The following is a 24970-nucleotide window of genomic DNA, read 5'->3' on the forward strand; positions in this document are numbered from 1 at the left end:
TAATTGTTACATTCCCTCCGTCCCCATACTCAGCTTAAAGAAACTGACCGCGTACTGACATGTGAATACTGCGGCGAGAGTAATTTGACCTATCTGCGAAAATCGTGGAGGCTGAGGAAGCCGTCGGAGTGGCTCAAGCCGGAATAGATGCTTGAGGAGACGCTCTCCGGGGCGATTAAACCGTTTGAACGGTAATGAAATCGGTAGAACGCCGTCCAACGGTTTCCCTGATTTATGTCTCTCACAGCCGTCGCGCCGAATGCAATGTCAGTCTCAAAAACGATGGTGGCGGTGCTGGCAGTATTGCTCGTTGCTGGAAGCGGTGCCGCAGTAACGGGTCTGGCCCAAACGGATAGCGGCGCGTCGTCGGCGTCCGTGTCCGACTTGGAGATGGATGCAACGCTCGATAACGAAACCGTCACGGTGACTGTGACTGACGACGGCACGCCCGTAGAGAACGCCTCGGTCACCGTCGAAGGAGAAGAAGAGGTAACTGTCACAACCGACGCTGACGGGACCGCGACAGTCAATCAGTCAGCGGTCAGTGAAGACGACGAGTCCCTCGAGGAGCTCGAAGTCGAGTACGAATCCGACCACGCGGAGGGCGAACTGGAGTACGTCGTTGCGGATGGCTCGCTGACCCTCGTCGAAGAGAAATACGAGTACGATGTCGATGAAGAAGATGACGAGGCAGATGACGACGAGGCAGATGACGACGAAGCAGATGACGACGAGAGCGAGGAAGACGATGAGGGCGAGGAAGAGGACGAACGTGACGAGTCCGATGACGAGGACGACGATGAGAGCGACGATGAATCCGAGGAAGGAGAGGACGAAGAGGCAGATGACGACGATGACGAGGAAGACGACGAAACTGAAGAAGCGGACTAACCGTTTGTAACGTCTCCCGCTCTACGGACGGCAAGCAGATTTTCTCGCCGACTCACTTCATTTTCCCACCGTTTAAGAAAAGGAGTGTCAAGACTCGGGAGCCAGACAGTAGGCGTGTCCGGGCGTTTCGACGACGGTCTCGGCGTCGTCGTTCCAGTATCCGGAGATATCCGCCCGCTCGGCGTAGTAGATACGGCCGTCGTGCGGCACCGCTTCGCTTGTCACGTGGCCGATGTTCGAGACGGTCCAGCGAACGTCGCCGGTGTCCTTTTCGAGGGCGTACAGATTGGTGTCGTAGGAACCGACGAGGACGGCGTCGGCGGTGACGGTGAGCGAGCCGATGACGTGGCCGCCGACATACGTCGACCATAGTTCCTCGCCCGTTTCGGTGTCCAGCGCGTGGACGTGTTGATTGTCGCTGCCGACGTAGACGACGCCCGAATCGGGGTCGATGCCTGGGTTCGACATGGTGACGGCGCCCGTCTCGAAGGACCACTCTTCGCTGCCGTCTTCGAGGTCGAGCCGATAGAAGTAGCCGTCCCAGGACCCGACGAATGCGCCACCCTCGTAGGTCGGGATGGTGCCCTTGATTTCGGCGTCGGTTTCGAACTCCCACACTGGTTCGAGGGAGGGAAACTCCCAGCAGTAGCAGACGCCGTCGTTAGAGCCGGTGAGCATTCGCTCGGTGGCGGGGTCGATAGCGGTCGAGGGGTGTGGCATCCCCCAGAGCCTGTCGTCGTGCCACAGGGGTCGGCCCGTCTCGGCGTCGAGCGCCCACATCGTACCCGAGGGCTCCTGCCAGGGGTAGTTGTACTCGGCGACGACGTAGAGGACGCCGTCCCAGTAGGCGGGGCTGGAGCCGATGGCGATGGCGCCGTGGAGCCGCCAGTTCGAGGTCTTCCACACTAGCTCGCCGCTCCGGACGTCGAAGGCGTACATCGACCCGTCGTAGCCGCCGATGTAGCCAGTGTCCCCGACGATGGTCGGCGTACCGTGGAAGCCGAGGCTGGTCGAAGCCCCCGTCTCGGTGGTCCACTGGCGTTCGCCGTCGGGTGTCACTGCGTGCAGTTTGCCCGTATCGTCGGGGATAATCAGCCGGTCGCCGGCCGGCGTCGGTCGGGGACTGGATTTCGCGGCCGTATGACCGATTTCGTTCATCGGTATCGACCACTCGACGTCGACCGACTGGGGGACGACCGCGTCGGGGTAATACCCCAACCGTCGGGTTCCGCGGCGGAACATCGTCACGTCGTCTCTGGGTGGGTACGTCTCGTCGTATGGGAGAATTTCGGGGTCGAACGACGACTGGTCGCGGTCGTAGCCGAGTCCCGGAAGGCTCGTACAACCGGCGAGGGCGGCGACCGCGGCGGTACCGGCGCTTCCGAGAAACCGACGCCTCCCGACTCGACCGCGCTCGCTCGAACCGTCTCCGGATTCGGACATCTGCCGGCGGTTCGACCCCACTCGACATAGATGCCCCGATTGGCTTCCGGAGGCGTGTTCAGTACGCTGCGATGCCGGCTTCGATGCGGTCCAGTCCGATTTCGAGGCGGTCTATCGAGTTGGCGAAGGAAAGCCGGAGTCGACCTTCGCCGGCCGTACCGAAGCCACTTCCGGGCGCCAGAACGACGCCGTGTTCCTCGAGGAGGTACTTCGCGAACGTGAGGGAGTCGGCATCGACTGCAGGGTCGAGAAACGCGTAGAAAGCCCCTTCCGGTCGGGGCGCCGACAGACCGTCGATAGCCTCGATTCGGTCGACGACGTAGTCGCGGCGACGCCGGAACGCCTCGTACATCTCCTCGAAGGGCCCCTGTGGGCCGGTGAGTGCCGCGATGGCGGCGTGCTGGGAGACACTCGACGCACAGGCCGTCGTCGATTCTCGCACCTTCAGTACCTCGTCGACGACGCTCCTGTTGCCCGCGAGCCATCCGAGCCTCCAGCCGGTCATCGCGTAGGTCTTCGAACAGGACCCGACCGTGAGGACGTGGTCGGGATGACCGCAGAGCGCCGCGATGCCGCGCGGTTCGCGGTCGTAGGTCAACCCGGCGTACACCTCGTCGGCGATGACGTAGACGCCGCGGTCGGCGGCCGCCTCGACGACCGCCCGAATCGCCTCCGGGTCGTAGACCCGCCCCGTCGGGTTCGAGGGCGTCGTGAGAACGACCGCCGCCGTCGCCGGTCCCATTCGGTCGATGAGTCGGTCGGCGTCGAGGTCGAAGCCGGTTCCGGGCGCCATCGGCACCTCGACAGGTTCGCCGTCGGCGAGAAACGCCTGTGTCGCGTAGTTGGGCCACGCCGGCCCCGGGTACAGCAACTCCTCGTCCGGCCCGACGGTGGCCAGCGTCGCCAGGTGAAGGGCCTCCATTCCGCCGACGGTGACGACGACCTCCTCGGGGTCGTGTTCGACGCCGTAGTCTGTCGCCATCGCGTCGCATATCGCCCGTCGGCACTCCGGGAGACCGGCGTTGGAGGTGTAGTGAGTGGCCCCCTCGCGGGCCGCGGTCGCGGCCGCCTCGACGACGTGTGCCGGCGTGTCGAAGTCCGGTTCGCCGACCTCCAGACGGACGATGTCGCCCTCCGTCCGGGCCGCGAGGTCGTACATCACGCGAATCTGCGAACGCTCTGCTCGCCGGACCCGGTCGGTCGGTTCGTGCATGGCGACTTCTCGAACCGGGCGTAGTAAACTCGCTCGTTCCGTGGGTCGGGAGTCAGTTCGCCTCGTCGAGGATTTCCTTCAGGCGGCTTTTGCCCAGTTCCTCGATGAGGACGGAGAGTTCGAGGATTTTCTCTTCGCCCAACTCCTCGACCAGCGCCGCTATCTCGTCGGGAGTGAACGTTCGTGCGAGACTCGCCATCGTCTCGACGACCTCGGCCGTCCGGTCTGCGACATCCGACGACGGCGCTACCGTCAGGGGACGGTTCACGAACTCCCCGTCCTTGTAGTAACAGAACCGGAGTTGGTTCTCGTCGCTGGACTCCGGGGTGACGATTTGGACGACGCCGTAGCCGTCCTCCCACTCGTCGACTTTCTGCTCCAGCAGTGTCCTGTATCTCATCGTCCCAACGGTTCTACCGTGTGTGATTAAGCGTTTTCGCTTGGAACCATCTTGGATTTGCCCGGTTGAGACTCGATTTGCGCTCCCGGGGGCAAGCATCGAGCAAAGAGCCACGCCCTCTTAGTCGGTCGTCACTACCAAGCATACAATATACTCATTCGCTTATGTACACAACCGATATCGATTGTGAAAGTTCAAATTTTATCCAGGATGGTTTCTCGGGCAGAACTCTCGACCACATAGAGTCGCGTTCCTCGGACGATTCGGATAACAAATTTAACTATGTTATTTCGTGGCGGGGCGAATCGAATCCGAATCGCCGGGGACCGCGGGGATGTGTGGGGTCTTTCAGAACGATTCGATGCGACGGTCCGCCTCGACGTTCGCTGCGTCCTCGGGGAGCAACGCGACGACGAGGTACTCGCTGTACTCCGCGACGTACTCCACGAGCGTCGCGATTCGGTTCGCGTCGATGGCTTCCAGCGAGTCGAGAACCATGAACGGGACGGTCTCGTACACCTCGTGGGCCAGATAGCCGGCGAGCGCGAAAATGAGCCCGGTCACTTCGCGTTCGCTCTCCGAGAGATGGTCGACGGTGTCCTCGTAGGTCGTCCCCGACTCCGTCTGCCGGATGATGTGTAAATCGAAGACGCTCTTGGTGACCTTCCGACGACCCTCCCGTACCTGCTTTTCCGTCCGCTCCAGCCAGATGCGGGCGAGGTTGTCGTACTCGAGGAGGTCCAACACCGTCTCCATGTGCTCGTTGAACGCCTCGATTGCCTGCCCTTCGATGCGTTCGATTTTCGTTCGCAGTTCCTGGATTTCCTCCGAAACCTCTTCCTTTCGCGTTTCGAGGTCGGTTTCCTCCTCGAGTCGCTCTTCTATCGTCTGGATGTTGTCCTCGACGCGTTCGAGGTCGTTTTCGAGGGTTCCGAGGTCGTATTCGAGCTGGTTGGCCTCCTTGTGGAGGTCGAGGACCTCCTCGTAGGAGTCGTCTTCGAGTTCTTCGATTTCCGCTTCGACGCTCTCGATTTCCTCGCGGAGTTCTTCTCGACGCTCGGAGAGCCGTTCGATGCGGGTCTCCGTCTCCTCGATTTCGTCTTCGAGTTCCCGTTCGCGGCGGTCGAGACGTTCACGCCGGCGCTGTTGGTCCTTCCGGTCCCGGCGCTTCCCCTTCAACTCCTCGAGTTCGTCGTCGATGTCGTTGATTTCGCTGACCGTATCTTGGCTCAGGCTTCGCAGTTTTTCGATGGTCGACTCGATTTGAGCGGCGTCGACTTCGCTCCCGCAGGTCCAACAGGTCACGCTGTCGTCGGGGAGGAGTTCGTCGGTCACGCCCGCACCACCGTCACCGTCGCGGAGGGCATCCGACACCTCGTCGCCGGACTCTTCGAGCATCTCCTGATTGAACCCGATGACGCTCTGGAGTTCGTTCAACTCGGATTCCAAGCCCTGTTTTCGGGTCCGCAGCGTGTCGATTCGACTCTCGATTTCCTCTAAATCCCCTGCCGGTGTCTCCGGGAGTTCCTCGTACTCCGCCCCGATATCCTGTTTTTCGGTCCGGAGGGACTGAAGGCTGTCCTCTTCAGTTTCCAGTTCGTACCGAACGTCTTCGAGGTCCGAACGGGTCTCACGCAGTTCCTCCAGTTTCGCCTCGAGTTCGGCCTGCTCCTCGCGGCTCTGTTCGACGTCGGCGTCCTTGGATTCGATTTGCTCTTCGAGCGCTTCGAGTTCCGACGTCGTCTCCTCGATTTGGTTTCGGAGGCGGGTTCGCTTTTCCTCAAGGGACGGCAGTCGGTCCTTCAGGGAGTCCAACTCGTCGATTTCCTCCGAGAGCTCCTGTCGCTTCTCGACGAGTCTGTCGATTTCCGCCTGAATCTCGTCGGTGTCGACGGGACGCATGATGAGGTCACGGAGGTCCGCGTCGGTCACGACGGCCCGACGGGCTTCGTTGGACTCGAGCAGGAACGCAAAGAGGTCGGCAACCGTGGGGTCATCGAGGTACGGGTCGCCGCTGGTCTGTACCGTTCCGTTCCGACGCTGAAGCATTCGCGTGTACGTTTCTCCAGCGATATCCAACTCCACGTGTGCCTCCTCGGCGTCGCCCTTCATCGAGACGTTGTCGCTCCCGAGCGCTGCCATGATGGCCTGCAGCAACGATGTTCTATTCGTCGCATTGCGGCCTGCCAGTACCGTCACCCCCGGCTCGAAGTCGACATCGGCCTCGTCGATGCCTCCGATGTTACGGACCGAAATTCGGCTACCGGGTTCGGTCTGCTTCGTACTCATATGTCCGTTCAATCGATTGAGTCACATATCAAGGTTTGGGACTCGTCAGGAATCGAACGGGACGCCGCCTGTCACTCAGAATCGCAGTTACAGCCACCGCGGTCGAACAGTTCGAGAACGTCGAACTGGGTGTTGCAGTCCTCACAGATGACCTGAATCTCCGCCAGCGTCCGGAACTCACCGAGCGTGAGGTGACCGCCGTCTCGGAGCTGTTCGAGTTTCCCCTCGGTGACCGAAACCATCCGCCCGCGCAGTTTCTGGACGTTCGTCGCTTCCCGCTCCAGAGGGTCAGTCTCGGCGGGCGTGTACTCGGCGCCCCGGTGCTCCTTGAGATACGTCCGAATCGCCTGATAGGTGACGAAATCCCGTTGCAGGGCGTCGACGTCGACGCCGTCGCGTTCGAGCCGCCGTTGAATCCGCGTCGATTCTGCACTGCTCACGTCGTCGTCAGTCAGCAGCCGGTAGGTGTTCTCCAGTTCCCCATCGAGGTGTTGGACGTTCGCCGCTTCGAGGGCCTCTCGGAGGAGTTCCTGATTGAACTGTGCGGCCAACTCCCGGAGGCTGCTCCGGTCCTCGTCGGCGGTCCAGCGCTGTTCGAGTTCCGCGCCGAGACCCTGGAGGTCGTACTCCTCGATGAGCCGGGCGACCTTGCTCCGTCGGCCACGCCCGGACCCCGGTGTGTCGTCGGACTGGTCCATATCCACCTCAACGGGAGTGGGCTGGTTGTACCTTTCGTCTCGTGAACAGAACACCCGTATCGGACCCGATACCAGGCTGAATGCCGGTACTCCTCTGCCGTGCACAACGCATATCGCTTATGTACTTAAGCGTTAAACATTGGTATAATGTTGCGAGTATACTACCTTGGGATGTGGTTCTCACTGCGCTGGAAATACGGAGCGTGCTTTATCCGGTCGCGTTCTACACCGAACACGATGAGTCCCGACGAGGGGAGCCGATACGCGTTCGTCTGCCCGGGGTGTGCGGAGTCCATAGCGGTAGACGAGTCGATGAGAGACGTACTCCTCGAGCGGGGCTGTGTCATCTGTGAGACCTCGGTGACGACGGCAGCGTTCAGGCGAGTCCGGTCGATGGATACGCGAGAGCTGTGACAAAGCCCGGCCCCCGCAAGCGACGACCGAAACGAACGCGGCGTCACCCAGTACGCCGAGCTTACTGTCGGAGGGCGGACGTCGTGGTGGGCTCCCGAACCGTATCGACGCGTCCGAGGGGGTAGCGTCCGCTTTCCCGTCGGTCCCGACCGCATACTGAAGTGACTCCTTTCGAATCGTAGGAGACGTATATGCCGTCAGGGATTCGAGCCACCGTGGAGTTCACAGGTCACGACGTTTGCCCGGTCGTGAACATCTCGGTGGCGGCAGAGACGACGGTTCACTCCCAGACGGCAAACGTCTGTCCCTCGGGTTGTTCGGAGAGCGTGACCGAATTCACGCTGGAAGCCGACCGCGCACCGGACGGAGACCTCACGCCGATTTTTTCGCGGGGCTCGACACACCGGTATCGGCTGCCCCACGACGGCGACGCGAACTGCCCGTGTGAGTGTCTCGGAGAAATCGGTTGTCCGGTGACCCGGTACGTCGCCCGGGAGGGGACCCTTACGGTGGTGTTCCACGCAGCCGACTACGACCAACTGCAGGCGGCAATCGGCGAACTCCGCGAGCGGTTCCCCGAGGTGAACGTCAAACGGTTCGTTCGGTCCCCGGCCGACGGCCAGCCACGGGACACCGTCTCCGTAAACCGAAGCAAACTCACGGCGCGCCAACTCGAAGTGGTGGAGACGGCTTACGAACGGGGCTACTTCGAGCGGCCGCGTCGGGCTAACGCCACCGAAATCGCGGCCGACCTCGGTATCAATCCCTCGACGTTCAGAGAACACCTCACCGCAGCGGAGTCGAAAATCCTCGGCGACGTACTGTGACGGTCGAACGCGACCGACGCGGAGGGTGATAAACGTGCCCGGATACTGTGGGTGTGGGTTCCTGCCGTCGGCCGGTGACAGAATGACGTATGAGCCAGTCATCGAAATCGTTTCCGAGCGACGACACCGACCGGTCGTCCCAGTGGGTTCGTGCAGTCGACGCCGAACCGGCGAAACAGCGGCTGCTCGATGCGCTCGACGACCGCGGCTGTCGTGCGATTCTCGATGCGACGAGCGACGAGGTGTTGTCCGCAAACGAGGTTTCCGAAACCTGTGACCTCCCGCTGTCGACGACCTATCGGAAACTCGATTTGCTCACCGACTCCGGACTGCTCGAAGAGCGGACTCGCATCCGGCAGTCCGGGAAGCACGCGAGCGAATTCTACCGGGCAGTCGAGGACGTTCTCGTCTCCCTCGGCACCCACGGTGGGATTTCACTGCACGTGATACACCGAGAGCATGCCGAGGAGGTCGTCCCGACCGTCCCCCGTTGAGGTCGGCAACGTGTCCAGCCCGCCGTAGTGAGCACCTTACCAGTCATCCGGAGTCGCGAGACTTATACTGCACCCAATCATGAACCCCAACAATGGACTGTACGAATTTTACTGAGGGGAACGTGATTTCACTCGAAGACCGCCTCCCCAGTGAAGCCGTAGTGAACGCGGTCGCCGATGTGGAGGATTCGGACGCGACGGACCTGCCGCCGCTGTACGGCGCCATCGACACCGATGCGTTGGACGCCATCTTCGCCGGGAACGCCGCCGCGAGCGTCACGTTCGAGTACCACGGATACACGGTCACCGTCGAGGATAACGAAGTCGTCTTCGTCCAACAGTAAACGAACGTTCGTCTCAGCACGCCGGACTGATTCTTATTCGATGAGAAACGGGGAGAGGGGTTTCCCCGCGCCGGCCGAAGCGAGACCATGTACGAGAGAATCCTCGTCGGAACCGACGGTAGCGAAGCAGCGAACCGCGCGATAGCCCACGCGCTCGAGCAGGCGGAGCGCCACGACGCCACGCTTCACGGTATCTTCGTCGTGGACACGTCTCGCTACGACGAGCCGGCACTGAGCAGCGAGGAGTTGGTGACCGACGACATCGAGGACGTGGGCCGGGAGTACCTCGAAGCAATCGAACAGCGGGCGCGCGACCTCGACATCGAGTTCGTCCGACGGTCTTGCCACGGGCGGCCACACGAGGAGATTATCAGTTACGCCGACGACATCGACGCCGACCTGATAGTGCTGGGGTATCAGGGCCAATCACACACCCAAACCGACACCATCGGAAGCGTGACCGAGCGCGTGGTTCGAAGCGGCGTTCGCCCCACGTTCGTCGCCTGAAGAAGACCCCTGCTGCCGTTTCGACCGAACGCAACTGCTCGACGGTCCGGAAACGGTGGCGAAGGCAGGGACCTGCCATATCGAGATTTCCTGCCCCCGCCTACGAAACACCCACCAGCAAACGAAAATAGCACTATCGCCGGACATTGCCCGTGTTTTATTTCTGCGGCCGTCCCGTGGTGCTCGCCGGCGACACATTGCGGCGGCCGGGAAAAACGGGCCGACGAAACGTTTTTTCGCCCCCGCTGGGACTCGAATATCGTATGGGGGGCGACTCCGAATCCGACGGAAGCGACGAGGATAGCGAGGTGTCTCGACGGGTCGTCGTCGGAACCGGCCGTGGACTCGACAAGCGCGACCGCTTCGAGACGCGAAAGCACGTCAGCACGGACTGGGACTTACAGAAACTCTCGTTGCTCGGTCCGATTCTGTGGAGCGTCGTTTTGGTGGTGTTCATCGCCGGAACGGTCTGGTACGTCGTCTTCTCCGCCGGCGGCTACCTCGATTTGCTTCTCGGATTGCTCGGTGACCTCGCGTCGTTCCGGCTTCCGGAAATAAACGCCTTCGCTCGGTCTCGAAGCCTCGAAGTCGTCTCCGTACTCGCGGTGACCGCGTGGATCGCACCCCGCGTCGTCGCCGTGGTGCGTGAGGAGGTCGCGAGCATCCGCGACAAGGCGCTGGCCGGACTGTATCAGGTCCGCCACCTCGGCGTCCTGTTGGACATCGACACGTGGTCGAACCACAACTACTGGCACCCGTTCACGTCGCATCTCTCCGACCGCGACCCGCTCGTGATGTTGGCGAACGCCGACCTCGACGCGACGGTCAGCGGCGTCTTCACCGACGTGCCGTACTACCGGAACGTGTTCGTCGACAGCGTGTACGTCACGTTCGATTCGCTGCCGGACCGAGCGACGCGACTGGAGTTGGGCTGGTTCGACTGGCGACTCGCCTACCCACGGCGATACGTCCTCGGAGCGGCCGTCCTGTTGCTCGTCATCACGCGGTTTCCGACGACAATCGGTGTCGTTCCGGCCCTTCCGTCGGTGCCGTGGTCGACGCTGGAGTTGGGCGCGCTCTACGGTCTCTCCGGCTACATCGTCGTGACGGCTTTCACCGACTACGTCGGCTTCCGGCGGCGGTTCTTCGGCAACTCCGCCGGTTTCTCGGAGTACGGTCTCCTCCAGAGCACCGAAAAGTCGACGCTGTTCGAAGACGAGGCGAAGACGGTCGACCGACTCGGCAACTCACTGGCCGGCTACGGACTGTTCTACGTCAGCGAGTTCCTCTGGAGCGTCGTCGGCCGCGACCGTTCCTATCGCGTCGAGAACGCCGTCGAAGCCGACGAGGACAACCGAGAAATCGCCGCCGAGGCGGGAACGGAACTGCTGGAACGTGCGATACCGGCGCCGACCACCGCCGAGACGGGAGACGGCGACAACGACAAACCAATCGAGATGCACCTGGAGGGCGTCGACTACCTCCGACAGGATATCCACCGCCGACGACTGCTCGAACGCGTCCCGGCCGTCGGCAAGCGCTACGGTCGCTCGGTCGGCGAGGGCAACGACCGGGGGTTGGACCACGCCGGCGCGAAACGCGGCGTCAGACTGCCGGTGAAGCGGTTCGTCAGCGTTCCGCACCCGTTCTTCGCCGACTACAACCTCGAAACCGACGACGAATTCCCGTTTTACTTCGACCGGACCTGGGACGAAGACGAGACCCACTACCTGCTGTTGGGCGGTGCCGAACATCAGGAAGCACTCGTGAAGTTCATCCAGTACCTCCGCTCGCCCGACGGGGCCGGCTTCGAGAACGTCGACCTCATCGAGAACGCCTTCACCGACGAGGACGACCTCCAGTTCGTCTCGGAGTACTTCGTCTCCTCCGTGTTGCGCGGCGACGACGACTTCCGCGGGTCCCGCGACGAAGACGGGAAGGTGTTTCTCGTGTTGCGACACCGCATCGACGACGACCGAACCGTCCACGTTGTCTACGGCATGGGCGCCCTCGAGAGCAAGATGGCGTTTCTGTTCTGGCTGGACTCCTTCCCGGAGGCCCCCTACGACGACGACGTACTGTACCGAGTTCGATACCGGGACGACGTCGACGACGTGGGTCGACTGTACGCCGACCCTTCGTGGCTGAACGACCCTGAAAAATCGGTCACCTTCGACTGGCAGACCGACACCGAGACGGCCGTCGTCGAGGGCGGAGAATCGACGCTCGACTGCCGACAGGTAGACGTGGAGGTGCGATTCGAAGATGGCGATGAATGATTACATCCCGTCGGCGTACGACGACCGCGTGTTCTTCTACGCGAACAGAATCGTCCACGACGCGGCTACTGGCGAGTGGGACGTACACGTCGACCCGGAGAACTGTCTCGTCGCTCTGAACGACGCGGCGAACGAGCGGCTCGGGACGGCGTTTCCGACCGTCGAAACCCTCGTCGACGAACCGGTCGAGCGTCGCGTTGCGGGCGACCGCGAAATATACGAAGGGCGACTGCTGTTGGGGGCGGGCGTGATTCCGATGGTCGGCGACGACCTCGTGCTCATCTTCAGGGACGCCGACGCGCCGGCGGACCCGCTCCGGTGGACCGCGGCCGACGGCCGCGTCGACGCCACGCCCACGCGGACGGCCTTCGAGGAGTTCCACGAGGAGTTGCTGGTGTTCCGGGAAGGGACGCCGGTGTACGTCGACGTACCGGGGGCACCGTCGTTGCGCGACACGTACACCGAGGCGCTCCGCGAGAACGGCTACGAGGTTCCGGACCCACTCCCGACCGTCGCGGGGACGGTGCCAGAGCGCTACCGCGAGTCGTTCGAAACCGTCCGGACCCACTTCGGCGAGGAACAGACGAGTGGCTCGTTTTTCGTCGATTGGTACCCCGAGACGGGCACCCTCGGTGCGGCCACAGTCGTCGCAATCGAGGGGTCGGACCTCACCTTCGCCGACGGGGAGTTCGACCGCTGTGTCGAGCGGTTCCCTCTGGAGGTGGCCGCCGACCGCCCAGCGGGGATGTACGTGGGAACCGTCGCGAGGTTTCTCGACTACGCTATCTGACGTCACAGGGCAGAATCGAAACGCTACACCGTCGCCGAATTTATATTAGTCGGGAGAAACTGCCGAATTATGGACGAGAAGCGCGCAGTGGTCGCCCTCTTCGGTGTTGCCGTGGCCGCAGTCATCGCCTACGTCGCCTACCGGTTCATCGCCGCACTGACCGTGGCCGTCTTCCTGTATTACTCGACGCGTGGCTTCTACAAGGCACTCACCCGGCTTCGACTCCCGAAGCGAATTCGTGCCGTCACGGCCATCTCGGTGATTGCGTTGCCGCTCATACTGCTCATCAGCTACACGGTCGTGTTACTCGTGACCGAGCTCCAGACGTTCATCAATCAGTCCGCACTCATCGAGTCGACGGCGAGCAACGTCTCGTGGCTGCAGGGGTTGGAGGACCCGCCGGAACTCACACCGAGTGGGTTGTACGAAGCGTACCAGAACGGCCAATTCGACACTATCATTGACTTTCTCTCCGACAACGCCTCCTTCCTGACCAGCGCCATCTCCGGGTTCTTCCTCAACCTCCTCATCGTCATCATCGTCACCTACTACCTGCTCATCGACGGCTCGAAGATTCACTCGTGGCTGTTGCGCTTCGACGACGACGCCATCGTCCGTGCGTTCCTCGAAGACGCTGACGCGGAGTTGGAGGCCGTCCTCTTCGGGAACTTGCTCAACGTCATCGCCATCTCGATTATCGCCATCGCCTCCTATCTCGCGTACAACGCCGTCGTTCCGGCCGCCGTCGAGGTTCCCTACCCCGCCCTCGCCGGCGCTCTGACCGGTATCGCGAGTCTCATCCCCGTCGTCGGGATGAAAATCGTTTATATCCCGCTGGCTGCGGCGACGGCGCTGCCGACTGTACTCGGCGGCGGTGACATCTCGTTGCTCGTGTACACCGCCGGGTTCCTCGTCGTCGCGCTCGTCGTCGTCGACACCATCCCCGACCTGGTGCTCCGGCCGTTTTTGAGCGGCGAGAAGACCCACGTCGGCCTGCTGATGCTCGCGTACATCCTCGGGCCGGTCGTCTTCGGGTTCTACGGCCTGTTCTTCGCCCCGATACTGCTCGTGTTGGGGCTGACGTTCTCCGACATCGCGCTCCCGCGACTCCTCGGCGCAGAACCACAGGACGACGGCCTCCCGGACGAACAGACCATCCTCGACGAGTTCCGGACCTGAGAGCTGAGTACCGGTCAAAATCTTGTGGATTATAAGTCGGCCTCGCGTGGTGACGAACAACTCTGGACCGACTCGGTTCTCGCGGCGGGTGTCGAATCCCCGCTCGGCCGTGGACGGGTCGGCAGCACTCACAAAGCATGAAACGACAATCTCTCGGTGCGATTGCGGCGGCCGTCTTCCTGACCGTCCCGTGGCTCACCATCTGGCTGTTCACGACGGTTCTCCCGAGGGTCGCCGCGCTGGTGGGTGTCCAATACACCCCGCCAGCCGTCCTGACGAACCTCCCGACGCTCGCGATAGTCGGTATCAGCGGACTGTCAGTACTCGGTGCGGCGTTCCTGTTGGCGTGGGGCGCCGAAACCGCCGAGAAAGACGTTCCGCGTGCCTTCGCAATCGCCGTGTTGGCGGTCCTCGCTGTGGCCCCGGAGTACGCCGTCGACGCGCTGTACGCCTGGAACGCCGGGCAGTTCGCGGGTACACCTCGTGGTATCGAAGCCGGTAACCTCGCCGTCGCGAACATGACCGGCGCGAATCGCATCCTCATCGGCATCGGGTGGGCCGGTATCGTCCTGTTCAGCGTCTATCGGAGCGGGTCGACGGCCGACCCCGCAATCGAGTCACGGCCGGGATTTCTGGCCGACACCGTCCAACTCGACCGTGACCTCAGCCTCGACGTAGTGTTCCTGCTCGCGGCGACGATGTGGGCGTTTCTGGTTCCGGTCAACGGCGGCATCGACATCCTCGATATGGTCGTCCTCGTCGGACTGTACGTCGCCTACATCGCAATCATCATCCGAGGCGACGTCGACCCAGAAGAGGAACACGTCGGCGTCCCACAGTACCTCCAGTCGTATCCGAAACCGAAACGCGTCGCGACCGTCGTCTCGTTGTTCGCCTACTCCGGATTGATGATATTCACGGCCGTCGAGCCGTTCGCCCACGGTCTCGAAGCGCTCGGCACCGAAATCGGCATCCCCTCGTTCTTCATGATTCAGTGGATTGCGCCGCTGGCCTCCGAATCACCCGAACTCATCGTCGTCGCCTACCTCGTGAACAAGGCCCGTTCGACGGCAGGGTTCAACGCACTCATCTCCTCGAAACTCAACCAGTGGACGCTGCTCATCGGAACGCTCGTCGTCGTCTACTCCCTCGGCCTCGGCCAGTACGGCCCCCTAATGTTCGACCAGAAGCAGGCCGGCGAAATCTGGCTGACGGCCGCCCAGTCGTTCTTCGCTATCGCCCTGCTCATCAACTTCGAACTCTCGGTCCGGGAGGCACTGGCGCTTCTGTTCCTGTTCAGTTCGCAGGTGCTTCTGGAGTTCTCACTGATACGCGGGTACGTCGAACTCCCGGTGACCGACTACGAACTCCTCCTCGGGTTCAGCGTCGTGTACATCGTCCTCGGGGTTGGCCTGTTCGTCTATCGAAGGGAGCAGTTCCAGTACCTCCTTCGGCGGACGGCCAGGACGGTCAGCGACGCCATCTCCAGTACCGAGACGCGGCCGAAAAGCGCCGACGACTGACTACTGGATGTAGGAGGGACCCTCGGCGTCGCAGTTGGCCTCGTGTTGCTTCGCGTCGGATTGGTCGTCGAACAGCAAGCCGCACTCCTCACACTCGTACCACGTCGACCCGTCCCGTTGTGTGGTCGCGACCATACCAGACAATGTGCCGTGGTAACGTATAGTCGTTTCTCCGAGCGGGGCCAGCGGAACGATAAAGCCGCCGGCGGCCCCACGTCGGGTATGGACAGGCGGGTGACGCTGACTGTAAAAGGGGCCGAGAAACGGGATGCGGGGCGCGGCGTCGCCCGGCTTCCCGAATCGGCCCGACGAGCCCTCGGCGTTCTCAGCGGCGACACCGTCGTCATCGACGGAGAGCGCCCCACGGTCTCGAAAGTGTGGCCCGCAAGCGGTGACGACGGCGTCGTTCGCATCGACGCCGACACCCGAGCGAACGCCGGCGTGAACATTGGCGAGACCGTGACCGTCCGGCCGGTTTCCGTCGCCGAAGCCAATCGAGTGGTCGTCGAACTTCCCGTCTCCGTCGACGACGAACTGCTCGATGCCGTCGCAACGGACCTCCGTGACCGCCCCCTCCAGACCGGCGAACAGGTCCGCCTCGAACGGCCCGGCGTCCGGGCGACCGTCGTCGAGACGACGCCCGACGGCACAGTAAGGGTCACCGACCGGACGAACGTCCGCGTTCGGGAGGCTCCCGAGAGGGCCGACGTAGACCGAACGCCCACCGCGGACGACGCGGGTGGAACCGACGGCGAACTCGCGCCGACGCCCGAACCGACCTCCGAGGCCACCTACGAGGACATCGGCGGACTCGACGACGAACTCGAGCAGGTTCGGGAGATGATAGAACTCCCCCTCTCGGAACCGGAACTGTTCCGAAAACTCGGCATCGACCCGCCCTCCGGCGTCCTGTTGTACGGCCCGCCCGGCACCGGCAAGACCCTCATCGCCAAAGCGGTCGCCAACGAAGTCGACGCCCACTTCGAGGTCATCGACGGCCCCGAAATCGTCTCGAAGTACAAGGGTGAAAGCGAAGAGAAACTCAGAGAGACGTTCGAACGTGCCGTCGAGAACTCCCCCGCCGTCGTCTTCATCGACGAAATCGACTCCATCGCCGGGACTCGCGACGACGACGCCGACATGGAGAACCGCGTCGTCGCCCAACTGTTGACGCTGATGGACGGCCTCGATTCCCGCGGACAGGTCATCGTCATCGGTGCGACGAACCGCGTCGACGTAATCGACCCCGCGTTGCGCCGGGGCGGCCGCTTCGACCGCGAAATCGAAATCGGCGCCCCCGACGAGACCGGCCGCCGGGAGATACTCGACGTCCACGCCCGGGGGATGCCGCTCGCCGACGACGTCGACCTCGATTATCTGGCCTCCCGCACCCACGGCTTCGTCGGCGCCGACATCCACTCGCTCGTCACCGAGGCCGCGATGCGTGCACTCAGGGACCGCGAGGAGCGCGAGGACCTCCTCGTCACCGCCTCGGACTTCGAGGCCGCCCTCGCCGCCGTCGACCCCTCCGCGATGCGGGAGTACGTCGCAGAGACGCCACACGTAACCTTCGAGGACGTGGGCGGCCTCACGGAGGCCAAACAGGTGCTCACCGAGGCCGTCGAGTGGCCGCTGTCCTACGGTGCGCTGTTCGAGGCGACCAACACCGACCCGCCGTCGGGCGTCCTCCTGTACGGCCCGCCCGGTACCGGCAAGACGCTTCTCGCCCGCGCCCTCGCCGGCGAGAGCGACGTGAACTTCGTCAGCGTCGCCGGTCCCGAACTCATCGACAAGTACGTCGGCGAAAGCGAGAAGGCCGTCCGAGAGGTGTTCGACCGCGCCCGGCAGGCCGCCCCGTCGATAATCTTCTTCGACGAAATCGACGCCGTCGCGGGCGTCCGCGGTGATTCCAGCGACGCCGCCGAACGCGTCGTCTCCCAACTGCTGACGGAGTTGGACGGTCTCACCGACAACCCCAACGTCGTCGTCATCGCGGCGACGAACCGCCGGGAGGCACTCGACCCCGCGCTGTTGCGGCCCGGGCGCCTCGAAGCCCACGTCGAGGTTCCGGACCCCGACGAGGCCGCCCGCCGAGAGATTCTGGCCGTCCACGCCCGCGGGAAGCCGCTCGTCGACGATGTCGACCTCGACGAACTCGCCGCCGACACGGAAGGATTCTCCGGCGCGCAACTGGAGGCACTGCTCCGTGAGGCCTCGATGCGAGCGATTCGGGAATTGGCGACCGACCTCGGACCCGAGGAAGCGACCGAACGGGCCGAGGAAATCGAGATTCGCGAAGAACACGTCGCGGCGGCTCTAGAGTCGATTCGACGTTCCGAACGCGGTGGCTGAGACTGCCGTCTCGACCGACGCCGGTCAGTCCCAGAAGGACTTCGTCTTCGCGTACTGCCGTTCCCGTTCGAGGATGTCCCGGTAGAAATCCGTCTCGTCCTCGCGGTGGTTGTTGATGATGTAGGCGGCGTTCCGCGGGCCGACGCCGCGAGCAGCGAGTGCGACGACGGCCTTCTTGCCGTGGCTCTGGACCAAACTGGCCGCCTTGTAGGCACGTTCGGTCTGTTTCTGCTGTTCGTCGTCCTTCTCCTCGCTTCGGACTGCCTCGAGCACCTCGTCGGCCCATGGGTTCAGTGCGGCGACCCGCGTCGACCCACAGTTCGGACACTCCGGTTGCTCGTCGACGCGGCGCACCTGCTGGCGGCGGTCCCACTCCTGGCAGTGGAGACACGCCAACAGCACGCGGTCGCTCTGGATGCGTTCCTTGACCGTCTCGATGACGGAGGCGTCGGCGTTCTCCGGTGACAGCAACTCCCGGCCAGAGGAGCGCCCGCCGCGACCGATTGGCGTCCGTTCGCCGACCGTTTTGAGGTCGAACTCGCCGGACTGGAGGCGACGCAACGCGTCGGCGGCCCCGTCGGCGTTCAACTGCTCGTGGAGGACGACCCGAACCGCCTCGTCGTAAATCGGCGTGTCCTCCAGTGCCTTCAGCAGGCGGTCCTTGCCGAAGCGGTTCTGACTGGACCCCTTTCCTTTCCAACGCTTCAGCGACCCGAACTTCGCGGCGACCTGTGCGAGCGTGAACTTCAGCGCGTCGCTGTTCTTCAGGCTCAACTCCACGAGCGTTCCGACGTGGTCGGGGTCGGTCGTCTCCAGTATCTCGACTACGTCGCCCATCGTCGTCCCGCCCGGCACCTCCAACTCGATGCGATAGGGGTCGGCCTCCATCGCGACCGACGACCCGGTCCGCTGGCCGATAAGCGCCGACAGCAGGCGGCCGAGCGTCTCGTTTATCGTGTGGCCGAACGCCGCGTTGACGACGACTTCCCGGCCGTACCCCTCGACGACGATGCGGTCGTCGGCGGGGAAGGCGGCGTCGTGCCGTTCGACCGGCTCCAGCGCCCGACTGGCGGTGTACTCGTCCGTCGGGAAACGGTCGGCGAGTCCGCGGGCGACGAGTTCGCGGCTGGCACCGGCGTCGAACCGCGTTCTCGCTTCGGCCCGCGTCCGGCCGACGTGTTGGGCCACGTCGTACGGGACTGGAATCTCCTGGCCGACCCACGACGGCACCTCGCCGGTTGGGTCCTCGATTGGCGTCACCAACACCTCCTCTTCTTCGTCGTCTATCTCGGTGATGCGCCACATCTCCCCGCGCTGGATGAACGTCTCACCCGGTTGGGCGAAGGTGACGACGAACCGCTCGGCGAGGGTGCCGACGGTTCGCCCGGAGGCCATGTCCTTGACCGTGTAGTTGGCCTCGTCGGGAATCATCGAGAGGTTCGCATAGAAGTACTGCCAGGTGCCGCCGGATTTCTCCAGTCGGTCCTCGGCTTCGTCGAGCCACAGAACCCGGTTCTCCGATAACTCCCGAACGACCGCTTTGAAATCCGCTTCGGTGAGGTTTCGGAACGGGTACGCCCGAGTGACGATGTCGTAGGCCCGCGCGGCCGACAACTCGCCGAACCCCATCAACAGGCCCGGTATCTGATTCGCGACCGTATCGAGGCTGGCGTGGTGGATGCCGGCCGCCTCCACCTCCCCGCGTTCGGCGCGGTCGACGATGGCCAGCGCCTCGAAGGTGTCGTCGGGGTGGGTCGTCAGTACCGTCCCAGAGGACGTTTCGTCCCGACGGTGGCCCGCCCGGCCGACTCGCTGGAGCAGTCGGCGAACCTCTCGGGGACTCGAGTACTGCACCACGTGGTCGATGCGGCCGACGTCGATGCCCAACTCCATCGACGAAGTACACAGCAGTGCGTCGATTTCGCCGGCCTTGAACCGGTCTTCGACGTCGATGCGTGCCTCTTTCGACAGCGACCCGTGGTGGATGCCCACGTCGGTGCCGTATGCCTTCAGACGCGACCCGAGTCCCTCCGCGGTCTGTCGCGTGTTGACGAAAATCAGCGTCGAATCGTTTTCCGCGACGAGTTCGTCGATGGCTCGGACGTGGCTCGCGACCGTCGCGTCGGTCAGCAACTCGCCGGCGGCGCTTTCGTCTTCGGATTCGACTTCCGGCTCCCGCACCCGCACGTCGATGTTCGAGCCGGCTTCGACCTCGACGACCCGACAGCCGCGGTCGCCCGTGAGAAAGCGGCCGACCTCATCGGGGTCGCCGACGGTCGCCGAGAGGCCGATACGCTGGAACGCCCCCGCGTGCTCTCGGAGATGTTCGAGGCCGATGGTCAACTGTGCGCCGCGTTTCGAGGCCGCGAGTTCGTGGACCTCGTCGATGACGACGTGTTCGATATCCTCGAGCGCCCGCCGTAGTTTCTCGCCGGTGAACATCGCCTGTAGCGTCTCCGGCGTCGTCACGAGCACGTCCGGTGGGTTCTCCGCTTGCTTGCTCCGCTGGTAATCCGTCGTATCGCCGTGGCGCACGTCTATCGTGATGTCGAGGGTCTCGCCCCACCACTCGAGGCGCTGGCGCATGTCGCGGTTCAGCGCCCGCAGCGGCGTGACGTAGAGCGCCTGAATCCCGTGGCGGTGGTCGCGGTCCTGGATGGCCGACAGCACCGGCAACATCGCCGTCTCAGTCTTCCCCGACCCCGTCGGCGCGACGACTAGGGCATGCTCCCCCGCAGCCAGCGGCGGAATCGCCTTCCGCTGTGGCGCCGTCGGCGTCGAGAACCCACGCTCCGACAGCGCCTCGCGCACGTCGGCGTGAAGTCGCGAGAAGGCGTCCATCCCGGCGGCACGGCCCTCACTCATTGTCGACCGTTGGAGCGCGAGCGGATTAAGCGCCGCGCTCGCGGACGCCGGATATAAAAAGCCGGCTGTGTCCCGCGATGGTGCTTTGTCGCTGTATCGACCACGAACGGATACGGAGAACGGGAGTCCCCGAGCCCTGTTCTCCGCTGTCTCCTGTCTCCGATTACACCGACCGATAGTCACCGAGTCGCGTCCCGTCGAGCAGGTACGCCTCACCTTCGGCCAGCCCCTCGGGCAGAAACGGCGAGAGAAAGTCGTCGCTCTCGTTGACCAGCGTCCCGCCGGAGAGGTCGTTGAACGCCGGACAGACGACGATACGCTCGCCGACGCGGTCGTAGTCGGAAAAGCCCGCCTCGTCGAGGCGGCCACGGAGCCACACTCGCTCTCGACGCGACCCGCCCACGTCGTCTTCCAGTCGGACCATCGGGTGTTCGTGGGCGGTACACAGCGTCGGCGCTGCGACCACCTCCTCGCCGGGCCAGGTGTGACCGTGACAGAAGCCAACGTCGCCGATTCTGACGCCGGGGCCGTCGACGACTTCGACGCCGTCGATTTTCTCTACAACCGACTCGATGCGACCATCGTGGTTCCCCTTCGTCAGCGTTACCGGTACCCGCTCGGTGACAGCGTCGAACAGCGCCGACAACTCCTCGCGTTCGGCGCCGCTCGGTTCGCCGATGGCGTCGCCGGCGTCGCCCAACAGCACCAGTCGGTCCACGTCGGAGTCGGCCAGCAGTCGGAGCAACGACTCGCGGCGCTCGGCCGCGTGGCTTCGAATCTCGACGCCGTCTCGTCTGAGTCCGACCTCCAGACCGGCGTGGTAATCAGCGACGACGAGGGCTCGTTCGACGCCACAGTCGGCGACCGCCGCCGGCCGGCCCGACACCGGTTCGAGCATTCAGATGGACTTCAGGACGCCGTCAGAGGGCTCGTAACACCGACCGCTCATCAGCGCGTCCTGGATGGCATCCTCGACTGCGTCGGCGGCGACGCCGTGCTCTTCGACGAGCGTCGCGACGAGTTCCTCGCGGTCGGCGCCGTCGCCGTCGTCCAGCGCTTCCATCGTCTCCATGACGGCATCTTCGAGGTCTACGTCGTCGGCTCCCGCCGCGTCTTCGGCGTCTTCAGTCGCTTCCGGTTCGGCTTCGGATGCCGGTTCGGGTTCGTCGCTTGCTTCCGCTTCGGCCGTTTCGAGTTCGTCTTCGGGCCCCGGCGTCTCGATGCCCGCTTCCTCGACTTCCCCGGCCGTCGAGAACTCGGTGCCGTACTCCTCTTCGACCTCGCGGCGCTCCTCCTCGTCGAGTTCGAACTCGCCCGGGTCGAAGTCGTCCAACTCCTCTTCGACTTCCTCGCGAACGTCCTCGTCGGCGCCGGCCGCCGGTTCGGTGGCCGTCTCCGTGGGTTCCGTCTCGGCGGCGGTCTCCTCGGCCGGTTCCGAGTCGGCAGTCGTCTCGACCGGCTCGGTGTCCGATTGGGACTCTTCGGGTTCTTCAGGTGTTTCGACCTCGTCGGATTCGTCGGTTGCGAGACCCCCCTCTGACTCTGACTCCGATTCCGTGCTCGTGTCGGTGTCGGAGACTGCCGGTTCGGCCTCCTGTGTCGACTCCGTCTCGGCACTCACTGGTTCAGGTTCCGTCGTCTCGGCCGATTCGCCTGCGTCGTCGGAGTCGTCGGCCTCGGATGCCGATTCAGCCTCACCCACACCTGCCGCAGCGGCGGCTGTCTCCGGCGACGGCGCCCCCGAGAGGTCGAGCGTCGCGAGCGCGCTCGCATCGCCCATTCCCTCGTCGGGGGCTACGTCGAGTCGGCCCACTTCGTCTTTCTCGCCGGCGACGACGCGGAGCGCATCGAGAGCGGTCTCGCGGAGCGCGTCGAGGTACGCCGGCGTGGTGCCGTAGTAATCCAAGGCGAGTGCGACGCCGTCTGCGAGGCGTTCGTCTACGCCCGCCTCCAAGAGCGCGGCCCGTAACTGCTCGCCGGCGAGGCCGGATTCGATGGCCGAGGCCATGATGCCGATTCGTTCGAGCGTTCGCTCGGCGGTCGTGACCACCCAGCGGTCGCGGGTCTCGGCGTCGACTTCGCTGACCGACTCCGGGCGGACCGACGAGTAAATACGGTCGCCGTCGTCGGGTTCGAACGTTCGGGCCTTTCCCGAAAGCGCGAGGAACGTCGGCGGGTCGGCGCGTTCGAGGAACGTGAGCGCGTCGGGTTGATACTGACCGGCGTAGGTGACGAACGCCCCGGTCGGGCCGACGACCCGGCCACGGACCATCTCGGGGTTGACGTCCTCGACTTCGGTGAGGACTCCGACCGCAAAGAGGCGATTGACCCGCGCTCCGGTCGGCGTGACGACGTAGTTCGGTGCCCGTTCCTCGTCGGATTCGCTGTAGTCGAACTCCGAGTCGTCGAACTCCGCCGCGAACAGTCGGTAGGCGACTTCCCGGCGTCCGGGGCCGTCGTCGCTGGAACTCATCGACTCACCTCCGCGAGCATGGCTTCGGCACGTGCAGCGGGGTCGTCACCGCTTTCCTCGAACTCCGTCGCATCGAGGTTCGCGCCGTACTCGTCGACCGACAGCGCCCCGCGGACGCGGTACTCCCGTCCGACGACGCCCGCGGCGATTTCCTCCGAGACGACTTCGCGGTCCATCGCGTCGCGGGCGTGGTCCAACGCTTCCTCCAGCGTGCCGCCGTACACCTCCTCGGTCAACTCTCGGCCGAGGACGACCGTCACCGTGTCGGTCCCGTCGTCGAGGATGGCTTTCACTCGCATGTCGTCTTCGGCCTCGACCTCGCCGTGGCTGCGGCACTGGCCGTTCTGGACGACCCGACCACACTCGGGGCAGCGCTGGATGAGGCCGGACCCGTCCCGGACTTCGATGACGTTGCCGACCAACGCCACGTCGAAGACGCCGCCGGCCTCGACGGCCTCCCGGACGCCCATCTCCGTCGCGGAGTCGCTCACGTCCACGTCGGCGGTCGGTTCGACCGTCGAGAACTCCGTGACGTTGACCGAGGGCACGCCACGGAACTCGCGGATGTAGGCGTCCTCGATGCGGACGGATGCGCCTTCGGCGATGTCGGCGTGTGGGTCCCAGTCGGTAAAGGGCAGTCGGGCGGTTTCGTCGCCGACGACGCCGCTCAGGATGTCGGTTTCCCCGTCGCGGCCGTCGATGGTCTTTTCTTCGACTTCGAGTACCTTCACCTCGACCGTCCGGCCACGGTCGCCCGGCCGGAGGTCGATGAGGTCGCGCTCGCCGCCGACCTCGTAGGGGACCTCGAGGGACTCCTCTTCGAGCGTCACCGTCGTCGACTCCCCGAGGTTGAGTTCGGGGTCGCCCTCCCACTCGCGGACGCCCGCGTTGCCGGCGGTGATAGTGTCGCCCGGCGACAGCGAGAAATCCGTCCACGCTGTGTAGGAGATTTTGCCCGTCTCGTCGGCCAACTCGCCCTCGAAGATGACCTGGTCGTCGCCCTGATACCGGATGGAGCGCTTGCCGACCGTCAGTACGCGCGCGGTAACGCTGACGTTGCCCATATCGGGTTCGATGTCGACGATGTCGGTCGCCGGTGGCTCGCCGCCACCGCCGCCTCCGCCACCGGAATCGCCGTACTTCCGGCGCAGGCTCTGTTTGGCCTCGTCCATCGGCACCGAATACGAGACGAGTTTCTCCAAGTCCTCTTTGACCTCCGCTTTGTCTACGCCGAGGGTGGAGGCGAGCTCCTCGGCCGCGTCGTCGAGACTCATTTCAGTCGGGGGTTCGTCGCCGTGGGTCAAAAGCGTTCGCCGCACGGACGAACCTCCACGCACTCGGCGACGAGGTCGCACAGTCGAGCGTCGTGGGTTTGGGTACGCGTTTCACAGCAGATGTTGACACACTTCGTGTGCCATTTATGTCGCTTCGGCTCCAACTTTAAGTCGTTATGAGAGATGTGAGCCGACGACGATTCGTGCAGGCTACCGGCGCCGCAGTCGCGGCCGGTACACTGGCGGGCTGTACCGGCAACGGCGGCGGAAACGGGAACGGAAACGGGAACGGAAACGGCAATGGCAACGGCGGCGGTGCCGAAGTTCCCCAGGAAATCGACGACTTCCTTTCGGAAGCCAACCTCTACGACGGCACTATCGCCGACATGACCGGCGAGGACGAGGTGACCATCATGGTCGGTGCCGGCGACGGTGGACTGGCGTTCGACCCCGCAGCGGTTCGCATTACCTCCAGTACGACGGTCGTCTGGGAGTGGACCGGCGAGGGCGGCAGCCACAACGTCGCCTCCGTCGAGGACTCCGAATCCGACTTCCAGAGCGAAATCGTCGGCGAGCAGGGCCACACGTTCAACCAGTCCTTCGACAACACCGGCATCCAGCTGTACGTCTGCCAGCCCCACGAAGCACAGGGCATGAAGGGCGCAATCGAAGTCGTCGAAGAGTAAGCCGCGACGAGCCGCGACCGCGTTCTTTT

At 64.0% G+C, this 24970-nt stretch carries 22 protein-coding genes; 12 read left to right on the forward strand and 10 right to left on the reverse strand.

Annotation, left to right across the window (positions count from 1 at the left end; genetic code table 11):
* Positions 1 to 264 precede the first annotated feature (264 nt).
* Entirely contained in the window at positions 265 to 891 is a 627-nt protein-coding gene (locus GJ631_RS09065) for a hypothetical protein (RefSeq protein WP_156708848.1), read from the forward strand.
* An 87-nt stretch (positions 892 to 978) separates the two neighbouring features.
* On the opposite strand, the gene GJ631_RS09070 is transcribed toward GJ631_RS09065, so the two are convergent.
* The 5 genes from GJ631_RS09070 to rdfA form a co-directional block, all read right to left on the reverse strand.
* Complete coding sequence (locus tag GJ631_RS09070; RefSeq protein ID WP_156708849.1) at positions 979 to 2334, reverse strand: PQQ-binding-like beta-propeller repeat protein; 1356 nt, start codon at positions 2332 to 2334, stop codon at positions 979 to 981.
* 58 nt (positions 2335 to 2392) lie between these two features.
* On the reverse strand, positions 2393 to 3547 hold the full coding sequence (locus GJ631_RS09075; protein WP_156708850.1) for a pyridoxal phosphate-dependent aminotransferase: 1155 nt from the start codon (positions 3545 to 3547) through the stop codon (positions 2393 to 2395).
* 52 nt (positions 3548 to 3599) lie between these two features.
* Positions 3600 to 3947, reverse strand: a complete 348-nt coding sequence (locus GJ631_RS09080) for a hypothetical protein (RefSeq protein WP_156708851.1) — start codon at positions 3945 to 3947, stop codon at positions 3600 to 3602.
* A 348-nt stretch (positions 3948 to 4295) separates the two neighbouring features.
* Positions 4296 to 6236 (reverse strand): archaea-specific SMC-related protein, encoded by a 1941-nt coding sequence (locus tag GJ631_RS09085; protein ID WP_156708852.1) that lies wholly within the window; start codon positions 6234 to 6236, stop codon positions 4296 to 4298.
* A gap of 71 nt (positions 6237 to 6307) precedes the next feature.
* Positions 6308 to 6934: a rod-determining factor RdfA gene (rdfA, locus tag GJ631_RS09090; protein ID WP_156708853.1), complete on the reverse strand. Its 627-nt coding sequence runs from the start codon at positions 6932 to 6934 to the stop codon at positions 6308 to 6310.
* A 237-nt stretch (positions 6935 to 7171) separates the two neighbouring features.
* On the opposite strand from rdfA, the gene GJ631_RS18550 reads away from it, so the two are divergent.
* From GJ631_RS18550 to GJ631_RS09130, 9 genes are all read left to right on the forward strand, one after another.
* Positions 7172 to 7348 carry a hypothetical protein gene (locus tag GJ631_RS18550; protein WP_197424938.1) on the forward strand — a complete coding sequence of 59 codons (177 nt, stop codon included), beginning with the start codon at positions 7172 to 7174 and terminating at the stop codon, positions 7346 to 7348.
* Positions 7349 to 7539: 191 nt separating this feature from the next.
* Positions 7540 to 8175, forward strand: a complete 636-nt coding sequence (locus GJ631_RS09095) for a helix-turn-helix domain-containing protein (RefSeq protein ID WP_156708854.1) — start codon at positions 7540 to 7542, stop codon at positions 8173 to 8175.
* Between the two features lie 89 nt (positions 8176 to 8264).
* Entirely contained in the window at positions 8265 to 8669 is a 405-nt protein-coding gene (locus GJ631_RS09100) for a helix-turn-helix domain-containing protein (protein ID WP_156708855.1), read from the forward strand.
* Positions 8670 to 8761: 92 nt separating this feature from the next.
* Positions 8762 to 9013: a HalOD1 output domain-containing protein gene (locus GJ631_RS09105; RefSeq protein WP_156708856.1), complete on the forward strand. Its 252-nt coding sequence runs from the start codon at positions 8762 to 8764 to the stop codon at positions 9011 to 9013.
* 87 nt (positions 9014 to 9100) lie between these two features.
* Positions 9101 to 9520: a universal stress protein gene (locus GJ631_RS09110; RefSeq protein WP_156708857.1), complete on the forward strand. Its 420-nt coding sequence runs from the start codon at positions 9101 to 9103 to the stop codon at positions 9518 to 9520.
* Positions 9521 to 9783: 263 nt separating this feature from the next.
* The gene (locus GJ631_RS09115; RefSeq protein ID WP_156708858.1) at positions 9784 to 11799 is read left to right on the forward strand and encodes a hypothetical protein; all 2016 of its coding nucleotides are present in this window, start codon (positions 9784 to 9786) and stop codon (positions 11797 to 11799) included.
* On the forward strand, positions 11792 to 12589 hold the full coding sequence (locus GJ631_RS09120) for a hypothetical protein (RefSeq protein WP_156708859.1): 798 nt from the start codon (positions 11792 to 11794) through the stop codon (positions 12587 to 12589). Before GJ631_RS09115 ends, GJ631_RS09120 begins: the two co-directional genes overlap by 8 nt.
* A gap of 69 nt (positions 12590 to 12658) precedes the next feature.
* The gene (locus tag GJ631_RS09125) at positions 12659 to 13768 is read left to right on the forward strand and encodes an AI-2E family transporter (protein ID WP_156708860.1); all 1110 of its coding nucleotides are present in this window, start codon (positions 12659 to 12661) and stop codon (positions 13766 to 13768) included.
* Between the two features lie 137 nt (positions 13769 to 13905).
* Complete coding sequence (locus GJ631_RS09130) at positions 13906 to 15291, forward strand: sodium:calcium antiporter (protein ID WP_156708861.1); 1386 nt, start codon at positions 13906 to 13908, stop codon at positions 15289 to 15291.
* Here the strand turns inward: GJ631_RS09130 and GJ631_RS19230 are convergent, their stop codons facing one another.
* Positions 15292 to 15426, reverse strand: a complete 135-nt coding sequence (locus GJ631_RS19230; protein ID WP_255453933.1) for a hypothetical protein — start codon at positions 15424 to 15426, stop codon at positions 15292 to 15294.
* A gap of 87 nt (positions 15427 to 15513) precedes the next feature.
* Here GJ631_RS19230 and GJ631_RS09135 point away from each other — a divergent pair, with 87 nt between their 5' ends.
* Positions 15514 to 17643, forward strand: coding sequence for a CDC48 family AAA ATPase (locus GJ631_RS09135; RefSeq protein WP_156708862.1), 2130 nt, complete (start codon positions 15514 to 15516; stop codon positions 17641 to 17643).
* Between the two features lie 24 nt (positions 17644 to 17667).
* On the opposite strand, the gene GJ631_RS09140 is transcribed toward GJ631_RS09135, so the two are convergent.
* The 4 genes from GJ631_RS09140 to GJ631_RS09155 form a co-directional block, all read right to left on the reverse strand.
* Positions 17668 to 20508 (reverse strand): DEAD/DEAH box helicase, encoded by a 2841-nt coding sequence (locus tag GJ631_RS09140; RefSeq protein WP_156708863.1) that lies wholly within the window; start codon positions 20506 to 20508, stop codon positions 17668 to 17670.
* A gap of 163 nt (positions 20509 to 20671) precedes the next feature.
* Complete coding sequence (locus GJ631_RS09145) at positions 20672 to 21406, reverse strand: metallophosphoesterase (protein ID WP_156708864.1); 735 nt, start codon at positions 21404 to 21406, stop codon at positions 20672 to 20674.
* Complete coding sequence (locus tag GJ631_RS09150) at positions 21407 to 22981, reverse strand: RPA family protein (protein ID WP_156708865.1); 1575 nt, start codon at positions 22979 to 22981, stop codon at positions 21407 to 21409.
* Positions 22978 to 24255 (reverse strand): Single-stranded DNA binding protein, encoded by a 1278-nt coding sequence (locus tag GJ631_RS09155; protein WP_156708866.1) that lies wholly within the window; start codon positions 24253 to 24255, stop codon positions 22978 to 22980. The genes GJ631_RS09150 and GJ631_RS09155 overlap by 4 nt, the downstream gene beginning before the upstream one ends.
* A 176-nt stretch (positions 24256 to 24431) precedes the next feature.
* On the opposite strand from GJ631_RS09155, the gene GJ631_RS09160 reads away from it, so the two are divergent.
* Complete coding sequence (locus GJ631_RS09160; RefSeq protein WP_156708867.1) at positions 24432 to 24941, forward strand: halocyanin domain-containing protein; 510 nt, start codon at positions 24432 to 24434, stop codon at positions 24939 to 24941.
* Positions 24942 to 24970 lie beyond the last annotated feature (29 nt).

The organism is Natronomonas sp. CBA1123, assembly GCF_009741925.1.
Lineage (GTDB): Archaea > Halobacteriota > Halobacteria > Halobacteriales > Haloarculaceae > Natronomonas.